At 54.0% G+C, this 7827-nt stretch carries 17 protein-coding genes; all 17 read right to left on the minus strand.

From position 1 onward, the window contains the following. Positions 1-12: 12 nt before the first annotated feature. Positions 13-405: a 30S ribosomal protein S8 gene (gene rpsH, locus H8F23_RS15715; RefSeq protein WP_007918458.1), complete on the minus strand. Its 393-nt coding sequence runs from the start codon at positions 403-405 to the stop codon at positions 13-15. Positions 406-614: 209 nt separating this feature from the next. After that, the gene (gene rpsN, locus H8F23_RS15720; RefSeq protein ID WP_003228726.1) at positions 615-920 is read right to left on the minus strand and encodes a 30S ribosomal protein S14; all 306 of its coding nucleotides are present in this window, start codon (positions 918-920) and stop codon (positions 615-617) included. Positions 921-933: 13 nt separating this feature from the next. Further along, positions 934-1473, minus strand: a complete 540-nt coding sequence (rplE, locus tag H8F23_RS15725; protein ID WP_003176415.1) for a 50S ribosomal protein L5 — start codon at positions 1471-1473, stop codon at positions 934-936. Positions 1474-1493: 20 nt separating this feature from the next. Further along, the gene (gene rplX / locus H8F23_RS15730; RefSeq protein ID WP_008081905.1) at positions 1494-1808 is read right to left on the minus strand and encodes a 50S ribosomal protein L24; all 315 of its coding nucleotides are present in this window, start codon (positions 1806-1808) and stop codon (positions 1494-1496) included. Positions 1809-1819: 11 nt separating this feature from the next. Next, positions 1820-2188 (minus strand): 50S ribosomal protein L14, encoded by a 369-nt coding sequence (gene rplN, locus H8F23_RS15735; RefSeq protein WP_002555479.1) that lies wholly within the window; start codon positions 2186-2188, stop codon positions 1820-1822. 23 nt (positions 2189-2211) lie between these two features. Then, on the minus strand, positions 2212-2478 hold the full coding sequence (gene rpsQ / locus H8F23_RS15740) for a 30S ribosomal protein S17 (RefSeq protein WP_003194644.1): 267 nt from the start codon (positions 2476-2478) through the stop codon (positions 2212-2214). A 2-nt stretch (positions 2479-2480) separates the two neighbouring features. Continuing rightward, a complete protein-coding gene (gene rpmC / locus H8F23_RS15745; RefSeq protein WP_002555481.1) occupies positions 2481-2672 on the minus strand; it encodes a 50S ribosomal protein L29 in 192 nt (63 codons plus the stop codon). Beyond that, entirely contained in the window at positions 2672-3085 is a 414-nt protein-coding gene (gene rplP, locus H8F23_RS15750) for a 50S ribosomal protein L16 (RefSeq protein ID WP_007896757.1), read from the minus strand. Before rplP ends, rpmC begins: the two co-directional genes overlap by 1 nt. A 12-nt stretch (positions 3086-3097) precedes the next feature. After that, positions 3098-3784, minus strand: coding sequence for a 30S ribosomal protein S3 (gene rpsC, locus H8F23_RS15755; protein WP_003176422.1), 687 nt, complete (start codon positions 3782-3784; stop codon positions 3098-3100). Between the two features lie 13 nt (positions 3785-3797). Continuing rightward, positions 3798-4130: a 50S ribosomal protein L22 gene (gene rplV / locus H8F23_RS15760; RefSeq protein WP_003103908.1), complete on the minus strand. Its 333-nt coding sequence runs from the start codon at positions 4128-4130 to the stop codon at positions 3798-3800. Positions 4131-4141: 11 nt separating this feature from the next. Beyond that, positions 4142-4417, minus strand: a complete 276-nt coding sequence (gene rpsS, locus H8F23_RS15765; protein ID WP_011336172.1) for a 30S ribosomal protein S19 — start codon at positions 4415-4417, stop codon at positions 4142-4144. A 16-nt stretch (positions 4418-4433) separates the two neighbouring features. Next, positions 4434-5258, minus strand: a complete 825-nt coding sequence (gene rplB / locus H8F23_RS15770) for a 50S ribosomal protein L2 (protein ID WP_003228734.1) — start codon at positions 5256-5258, stop codon at positions 4434-4436. 14 nt (positions 5259-5272) lie between these two features. Beyond that, a complete protein-coding gene (gene rplW / locus H8F23_RS15775) occupies positions 5273-5572 on the minus strand; it encodes a 50S ribosomal protein L23 (RefSeq protein ID WP_002555488.1) in 300 nt (99 codons plus the stop codon). Then, positions 5569-6171 carry a 50S ribosomal protein L4 gene (gene rplD / locus H8F23_RS15780; RefSeq protein ID WP_007918468.1) on the minus strand — a complete coding sequence of 201 codons (603 nt, stop codon included), beginning with the start codon at positions 6169-6171 and terminating at the stop codon, positions 5569-5571. Before rplD ends, rplW begins: the two co-directional genes overlap by 4 nt. Positions 6172-6183: 12 nt before the next feature. Further along, positions 6184-6819, minus strand: a complete 636-nt coding sequence (gene rplC, locus H8F23_RS15785) for a 50S ribosomal protein L3 (RefSeq protein WP_003228738.1) — start codon at positions 6817-6819, stop codon at positions 6184-6186. A gap of 80 nt (positions 6820-6899) precedes the next feature. Next, on the minus strand, positions 6900-7211 hold the full coding sequence (gene rpsJ, locus H8F23_RS15790; RefSeq protein WP_003186070.1) for a 30S ribosomal protein S10: 312 nt from the start codon (positions 7209-7211) through the stop codon (positions 6900-6902). A gap of 158 nt (positions 7212-7369) precedes the next feature. Continuing rightward, a partial coding sequence (locus H8F23_RS15795) for an EF-Tu C-terminal domain-related protein (RefSeq protein ID WP_194934955.1) occupies positions 7370-7827 on the minus strand: 458 nt, incomplete at its 5' end.

Raw genomic sequence — 7827 nt, forward strand, 5'->3', positions numbered from 1 at the left:
GCTTATCCCCCCTTAGAACACAGTGCAAAGAACTTCGCCGCCGACACCGGCAGCGCGCGCAGCACGATCCGTCATCACACCTTTGTTGGTGGAGACGATAGACACGCCAAGACCGCCACGAACTTTCGGCAGATCTTCAACGGACTTGTACTGACGCAGGCCTGGACGACTAACGCGCTTCACTTCTTCGATAACCGGACGGCCTTCGAAGTACTTCAGCTCGATGGACAACGACGGCTTAGCGTCGGTGGTGATCTGAAAATCCGCGATGTAACCTTCGTCCTTCAGGACTTTTGCTACAGCCACCTTCAGCGTGGAAGACGGCATGCTTACGACAGACTTTTCAGCCATCTGGGCATTACGGATTCGAGTTAGCATGTCCGCTAACGGGTCCTGCATACTCATGGGCTAGACGCTCCTAATACAGAAAAATTAGCCTTGCGGCTACTACTTGTCGCCGAGAACTTCCGGGCATGAAAAACACGGGCTCAGGCGAGCCGGTCATTCTAGACACACCCCAGAAATGAATCAAGCCCCAAAAGGGGCTTGATTCAGATTCAAGGCCACCGATGGTCAGGTTCTTGCGAACCCGAACATCGAGACTTTGACAGCAATTACCAGCTGGCTTTAACCAGACCTGGTACGTCACCACGCATTGCAGCTTCACGCAGCTTGTTACGGCCAAGGCCGAACTTGCGGTAAACGCCGTGCGGACGACCAGTCAGGCGGCAACGGTTACGCATGCGCGAAGCGCTTGCGTCACGTGGTTGCTTCTGCAGAGCTACGGTAGCTTCCCAACGCGCTTCTGGACTTGCGTTCAGATCGACGATGATAGCTTTCAGCGCTGCACGCTTGGTGGCGTACTTGGCAACGGTGAGCTGACGCTTCAGCTCACGGTTTTTCATGCTCTTCTTGGCCATTTTCCTACTCCAATCAGTTGCGGAACGGGAATTTGAAAGCACGCAGCAGAGCGCGGCCTTCATCATCGTTCTTGGCAGTGGTGGTCAGGGTAATGTCCAGACCGCGGAGAGCATCGATCTTGTCGTAGTCGATTTCCGGGAAAATGATCTGCTCTTTCACGCCCATGCTGTAGTTGCCACGACCATCGAAGGACTTGGCATTCAGGCCGCGGAAGTCGCGAACCCGAGGCAGGGAGATCGACAGCAGACGATCCAGGAACTCGTACATACGCTCACGGCGCAGAGTCACCTTGACGCCGATCGGCCATCCTTCACGGACTTTAAAGCCAGCGATGGATTTACGAGCGTAGGTCACAACGACTTTTTGGCCGGTGATCTTTTCCAGGTCAGCAACAGCATGCTCGATGACTTTTTTGTCACCAACAGCTTCGCCCAGACCCATGTTCAGGGTGATTTTTGTAACGCGTGGAACTTCCATCACGTTCGAAAGCTTAAGTTCTTCCTTAAGCTTCGGTGCGATTTCCTTCCAGTAAATCTCTTTTAGTCGTGCCATGGTCTTCTACCTAGCAGTGTTCAAGCATCAACCGCTTTTTGGGTCGACTTGAAGACACGAATTTTCTTGCCGTCTTCTACTTTGAAACCAACGCGGTCAGCCTTGTTGGTTTCGCCGTTGAAAATGGCGACGTTAGAAGCGTCCAGTGGAGCTTCTTTTTCGACGATACCGCCTTGCACGCCCGACATCGGGTTAGGCTTGGTATGACGCTTTACCAGGTTCAGACCGCTGATAACCAGACGGTTATTAGCAAGAACCTTGAGCACCTTACCGCGCTTACCTTTGTCTTTGCCGGCGATCACGATGATCTCGTCGTCACGACGAATCTTTTGCATGTCGGATCTCCTTACAGCACTTCTGGGGCGAGCGAGACGATCTTCATGAACTTCTCAGTACGAAGTTCACGGGTCACTGGCCCAAAGATACGGGTGCCGATCGGCTCTTGCTTGTTGTTCAGAAGAACAGCAGCGTTGCCATCAAAGCGGATAATGGAGCCATCAGCACGACGTACGCCGTGACGAGTGCGGACTACAACAGCAGTCATCACTTGGCCTTTTTTCACCTTACCGCGAGGAATTGCTTCCTTCACGGTAACTTTGATGATGTCACCGATACCAGCGTAACGACGATGGGAGCCACCCAGCACCTTGATGCACATAACACGGCGAGCGCCGCTGTTATCGGCCACATCGAGCATGGATTGAGTCTGAATCATATAATTTCTCCGACCCCTAGTCCTTAGACTTCCACAGCGCGTTCGAGAACATCAACCAGCGCCCAAGACTTGGTCTTGGCCATAGGACGAGTTTCACGAATAGTGACTTTGTCGCCGATGTGGCACTGGTTGGTTTCGTCGTGCGCGTGCAGCTTAGTCGAACGCTTAACGTATTTACCGTAGATCGGGTGCTTTACGCGACGCTCGATCAGTACGGTGATGGTTTTGTCCATCTTGTCGCTGACAACACGGCCAGTCAGCGTACGGACAGTTTTTTCGGCTTCAGCCATGATCACTTACCTGCCTGCTGGTTGAGCACAGTCTTCACGCGAGCGATGTCACGTTTAACTTGCGAGAGCAGATGAGACTGCCCCAACTGGCCAGTTGCTTTCTGCATACGCAGATTGAACTGGTCGCGCAGCAAGCCGAGCAGTTGCTCGTTCAGCTGCTGTGCGGATTTTTCACGAAGTTCATTCGCTTTCATCACATCACCGTCCGTTTAACAAAGGCGGTGGCGAGCGGCAGCTTTGCAGCAGCCAGGGCAAAAGCCTCACGCGCCAGCTCTTCAGAAACACCCTCGATTTCATACAGGACTTTGCCTGGCTGAATCTGGGCAACCCAGTACTCCACACTACCCTTACCTTTACCCATACGAACTTCGAGGGGCTTTTTGGAAATAGGCTTGTCCGGGAATACACGGATCCAGATCTTGCCGCCACGTTTAACGTGACGGGTCAGAGCACGACGCGCTGACTCGATCTGACGAGCGGTGAGACGACCACGAGCTACAGACTTCAGCGCGAACTCGCCGAAGCTGACTTTGCTACCGCGCTGAGCCAGACCACGGTTGTGGCCTGTCATCTGCTTGCGGAACTTCGTACGCTTAGGTTGCAACATTTGGCGTACCCCTTACTTAGCAGCTTTTTTACGAGGCGCTGGTGCTTGTGGTTTCAGCTCTTCTTGGCGACCACCAATTACTTCGCCTTTGAAGATCCAAACCTTTACACCGATCACACCGTAAGTGGTGTGAGCTTCGTAGTTGGCATAGTCGATGTCGGCACGCAGGGTGTGCAATGGCACACGACCTTCGCGATACCATTCAGTACGTGCGATTTCAGCACCGCCGAGACGACCGCTCACTTGGATTTTGATGCCTTTGGCACCAATGCGCATGGCGTTCTGAACTGCGCGCTTCATAGCGCGACGGAACATTACACGACGCTCCAGCTGCTGAGCTACGCTCTGCGCAACCAGCATACCGTCGAGCTCCGGCTTGCGGATCTCTTCGATATTGATGTGCACAGGCACACCCATTTGCTTGGTCAGGTCCTGACGCAGTTTCTCAACATCTTCACCTTTCTTCCCGATAACGATACCTGGACGAGCGGTGTGGATGGTGATACGTGCAGTTTGGGCCGGACGATGGATATCGATACGGCTTACGGACGCGCTTTTTAGTTTGTCTTGGAGATACTCACGCACTTTCAGATCTGCGAACAAGTAGTCCGCATAAGTCCGACCGTCTGCGTACCAGACGGAGGTGTGCTCCTTGACGATTCCCAGGCGAATGCCAATGGGATGTACTTTCTGACCCATCTCTTCGACTCCGTTACTTGTCAGCAACCTTGACAGTGATATGGCAAGACCGCTTGACGATGCGATCAGCACGGCCTTTGGCACGTGGCATGATGCGCTTCAGCGAACGCCCTTCGTTGACGAAAACGGTGCTGACCTTCAGGTCATCAACGTCTGCGCCTTCGTTATGCTCGGCGTTGGCTACGGCCGACTCCAGCACTTTCTTCATGATCTCGGCGGCTTTCTTACTGCTGAAAGCCAACAAGTTGAGCGCTTCGCCCACCTTCTTCCCGCGGATCTGGTCGGCGACCAAGCGGGCTTTCTGGGCGGAGATTCGAGCGCCCGACAACTTAGCGGCTACTTCCATTTCCTAACCCCTTAACGCTTGGCTTTCTTGTCAGCCACGTGCCCGCGATAGTTGCGGGTACCGGCGAACTCGCCCAGTTTGTGGCCGACCATGTCTTCGTTAACGAGAACTGGGACGTGCTGACGACCGTTGTGTACTGCGATGGTCAGACCGACCATTTGTGGCAGGATCATCGAACGACGCGACCAAGTCTTAATTGGTTTGCGATCGTTCTTTTCCGCCGCCACTTCGATCTTCTTCAGTAGGTGAAGATCAATAAAAGGACCTTTTTTCAGAGAACGTGGCACTGTCGTATCCCTCTATTTACTTGCGACGACGGACGATCATTTTGTCGGTACGCTTATTACCACGAGTCTTCGCGCCCTTAGTCGGGAAGCCCCATGGCGATACCGGATGACGACCACCAGAGGTACGACCTTCACCACCACCATGTGGGTGGTCAACCGGGTTCATGGCAACACCACGAACGGTTGGGCGAACGCCACGCCAGCGCTTGGCACCAGCTTTACCCAGCGAACGCAGGCTGTGCTCGGAGTTCGAGACTTCGCCCAGGGTCGCACGGCATTCAGCCAGGACTTTACGCATTTCACCGGAACGCAGACGCAGGGTAACGTAAACGCCTTCACGAGCGATCAGCTGAGCCGAAGCACCAGCGGAACGAGCGATCTGTGCGCCTTTACCTGGCTTCAGTTCGATGCCGTGTACGGTAGAACCGACTGGAATGTTGCGCAGTTGCAGAGCGTTGCCTGGCTTGATTGGAGCCAGTGCGCCTGCGATCAGCTGGTCGCCAGCACTCACGCCTTTAGGGGCGATGATGTAGCGGCGCTCGCCGTCTGCGTAGCAGAGCAGTGCGATGTGAGCAGTACGGTTTGGATCGTATTCGATACGCTCGACAGTGGCGACGATGCCATCTTTGTCGTTGCGACGGAAATCGACCATACGATAATGCTGCTTATGACCACCACCGATGTGACGCGTGGTAATACGGCCATTGTTGTTACGACCACCAGTCTTCGATTTTTTCTCGAGCAGCGGTGCGTGAGGAGCGCCTTTATGCAGCTCCTGGTTGACCACCTTGACCACAAAACGGCGGCCAGGGGAAGTCGGTTTGCATTTAACGATTGCCATGATGCACCCCTTCCTTACTCAGCACTGCTGCTGAAATCGAGATCTTGGCCTGGCTGAAGGGAGATAACTGCCTTCTTCCAGTCATTACGCTTGCCCAGACCGCGAGCAGTGCGCTTGCTCTTACCCAGAACATTCAGGGTAGTGACACGCTCTACTTTCACGCTGAACAGGCTTTCGACGGCCTTCTTGATTTCCAGCTTGGTTGCGTCAGTAGCAACCTTGAAAACGAACTGGCCTTTCTTGTCTGCCAGAACCGTAGCCTTCTCGGAAACGTGCGGGCCAAGCAGAACTTTAAATACGCGTTCCTGGTTCATCCCAGCAGCTCCTCGAATTTCTTCACGGCCGACACGGTGATCAACACCTTGTCGTATGCGATCAGACTAACTGGATCGGAACCTTGAACGTCACGTACATCTACGTGCGGCAGGTTACGAGCAGCCAGGTACAGGTTCTGATCAACAGCGTCCGACACGATCAAAACGTCGGTCAGGCTCATGTTGTTCAGCTTGCCCAGCAGATCTTTGGTTTTCGGAGTTTCAACAGCGAAATCCTGAACCACGACCAGACGATCAGTACGCACCAGCTCAGCAAGGATGGAACGCATTGCTGCGCGATACATCTTCTTGTTCAGCTTCTGGGAGTGATCCTGTGGACGTGCTGCAAAAGTGGTACCGCCGCCACGCCAGATTGGGCTACGGATAGTACCGGCACGAGCACGGCCAGTACCTTTCTGACGCCATGGGCGCTTACCGCCACCACGAACGTCGGAACGGGTCTTCTGCTGCTTGGTACCTTGACGGCCGCCAGCCATGTAGGCCACGACTGCTTGGTGAACCAGCGTCTCGTTGAATTCGCCGCCAAATGTCAGTTCGGAAACTTCGATCGCTTGAGCGTCATTTACATTTAATTGCATGTCAGCTTCCCCTTAACCGCGAGCCTTGGCTGCTGGACGTACAACCAGGTTGCCGCCAGTAGCGCCAGGAACAGCACCCTTGACCAACAACAGATTGCGTTCAGCGTCCACGCGCACTACTTCCAGGGACTGCACAGTCACGCGCTCAGCGCCCATATGACCGGACATTTTTTTGCCCTTGAATACACGACCAGGAGTCTGGCACTGGCCGATAGAGCCTGGGACGCGGTGGGATACGGAGTTACCGTGGGTGTTATCTTGCCCGCGGAAATTCCAACGCTTGATCGTACCCTGGAAGCCTTTACCCTTGGACTGACCGGTTACATCAACCAGTTGACCAGCGGCGAAGATTTCAGCGTTGATCAGATCGCCAGCCTGGTACTCGCCTTCTTCAAGACGGAATTCCATAGTAGTGCGACCAGCGGCAACGTTCGCTTTAGCGAAGTGGCCAGCCTGAGCTGCTGTTACACGCGAAGCACGACGCTCGCCGACAGTGACTTGCACTGCACGATAGCCATCGGTCTCTTCAGTTTTGAACTGGGTGACGCGATTCGGCTCGATCTCAATGACCGTGACCGGAATGGAGACACCTTCTTCGGTGAAAATACGGGTCATACCGCATTTACGACCGACTACACCAATAGTCATGTTGTAAACCTCATGAGTGTACGGGGCTTTCACCCGCTATGGCCGCCCATTTCAGAGCGTTACACGACCAAGACCGAGTCTTAGCCGAGGCTGATCTGCACTTCCACACCGGCCGCAAGATCAAGCTTCATAAGAGCATCAACGGTTTTATCCGTTGGCTGGACGATGTCCAGAACGCGCTTATGAGTGCGGATTTCGTACTGGTCGCGCGCGTCTTTGTTGACGTGCGGAGAAACCAGAACGGTGAACCGCTCTTTACGGGTAGGCAGTGGAATTGGACCACGCACTTGAGCACCAGTACGTTTCGCGGTTTCCACGATTTCCTGGGTTGATTGGTCGATCAGGCGATGGTCGAAAGCCTTCAACCTGATACGGATTTGCTGATTTTGCATTGGATTTCAGACTCCGGCTGCTATTCCCACCGAGCGCAATACGCCCGTTAAAAGGAGGCGCAATTCTATAGACGCCCCAGATAGGTGTCAACCCAATAAAAAAGCCCCCGCTGAGCGGGGGCTTTTTCAAAGCATCAAGCAAACTCTAAAAAAGAGAATTACTCGATGATTTTGGCTACGACGCCAGCGCCGACGGTACGACCGCCTTCACGGATAGCGAAACGCAGACCGTCTTCCATCGCGATGGTTTTGATCAGGGTAACAGTCATCTGAATGTTGTCACCTGGCATTACCATTTCAACGCCTTCTGGCAGCTCGCAGTTACCAGTCACGTCAGTAGTACGGAAGTAGAACTGTGGACGGTAGCCTTTGAAGAACGGAGTATGACGACCGCCTTCTTCCTTGCTCAGAACGTAAACTTCTGCGGTGAACTTGGTGTGCGGCTTAACCGAACCCGGCTTAACCAGAACCTGACCACGCTCAACGTCGTCACGCTTGGTACCACGCAGCAGAACGCCGCAGTTCTCGCCAGCACGACCTTCGTCGAGCAGCTTGCGGAACATTTCAACACCGGTGCAAGTAGTAACGGTGGTGTCACGCAGACCAACGATTTCCA

The sequence above is a fragment of the Pseudomonas neuropathica genome (genome assembly GCF_015461835.1).
Taxonomy (GTDB): Bacteria; Pseudomonadota; Gammaproteobacteria; order Pseudomonadales; family Pseudomonadaceae; genus Aquipseudomonas; species Aquipseudomonas neuropathica.

What these genes read in the sequence shown, in the direction of transcription:
- rpsH (WP_007918458.1), bottom strand. Translation starts at nt 405, where the DNA reads ATGAGTATGCAGGACCCGTTAGCGGACATGCTAACTCGAATCCGTAAT.
- rpsN (WP_003228726.1), bottom strand. Translation starts at nt 920, where the DNA reads ATGGCCAAGAAGAGCATGAAAAACCGTGAGCTGAAGCGTCAGCTCACC.
- rplE (WP_003176415.1), bottom strand. Translation starts at nt 1,473, where the DNA reads ATGGCACGACTAAAAGAGATTTACTGGAAGGAAATCGCACCGAAGCTT.
- rplX (WP_008081905.1), bottom strand. Translation starts at nt 1,808, where the DNA reads ATGCAAAAGATTCGTCGTGACGACGAGATCATCGTGATCGCCGGCAAA.
- rplN (WP_002555479.1), bottom strand. Translation starts at nt 2,188, where the DNA reads ATGATTCAGACTCAATCCATGCTCGATGTGGCCGATAACAGCGGCGCT.
- rpsQ (WP_003194644.1), bottom strand. Translation starts at nt 2,478, where the DNA reads ATGGCTGAAGCCGAAAAAACTGTCCGTACGCTGACTGGCCGTGTTGTC.
- rpmC (WP_002555481.1), bottom strand. Translation starts at nt 2,672, where the DNA reads ATGAAAGCGAATGAACTTCGTGAAAAATCCGCACAGCAGCTGAACGAG.
- rplP (WP_007896757.1), bottom strand. Translation starts at nt 3,085, where the DNA reads ATGTTGCAACCTAAGCGTACGAAGTTCCGCAAGCAGATGACAGGCCAC.
- rpsC (WP_003176422.1), bottom strand. Translation starts at nt 3,784, where the DNA reads ATGGGTCAGAAAGTACATCCCATTGGCATTCGCCTGGGAATCGTCAAG.
- rplV (WP_003103908.1), bottom strand. Translation starts at nt 4,130, where the DNA reads ATGGAAGTAGCCGCTAAGTTGTCGGGCGCTCGAATCTCCGCCCAGAAA.
- rplB (WP_003228734.1), bottom strand. Translation starts at nt 5,258, where the DNA reads ATGGCAATCGTTAAATGCAAACCGACTTCCCCTGGCCGCCGTTTTGTG.
- rplW (WP_002555488.1), bottom strand. Translation starts at nt 5,572, where the DNA reads ATGAACCAGGAACGCGTATTTAAAGTTCTGCTTGGCCCGCACGTTTCC.
- rplD (WP_007918468.1), bottom strand. Translation starts at nt 6,171, where the DNA reads ATGCAATTAAATGTAAATGACGCTCAAGCGATCGAAGTTTCCGAACTG.
- rplC (WP_003228738.1), bottom strand. Translation starts at nt 6,819, where the DNA reads ATGACTATTGGTGTAGTCGGTCGTAAATGCGGTATGACCCGTATTTTC.
- rpsJ (WP_003186070.1), bottom strand. Translation starts at nt 7,211, where the DNA reads ATGCAAAATCAGCAAATCCGTATCAGGTTGAAGGCTTTCGACCATCGC.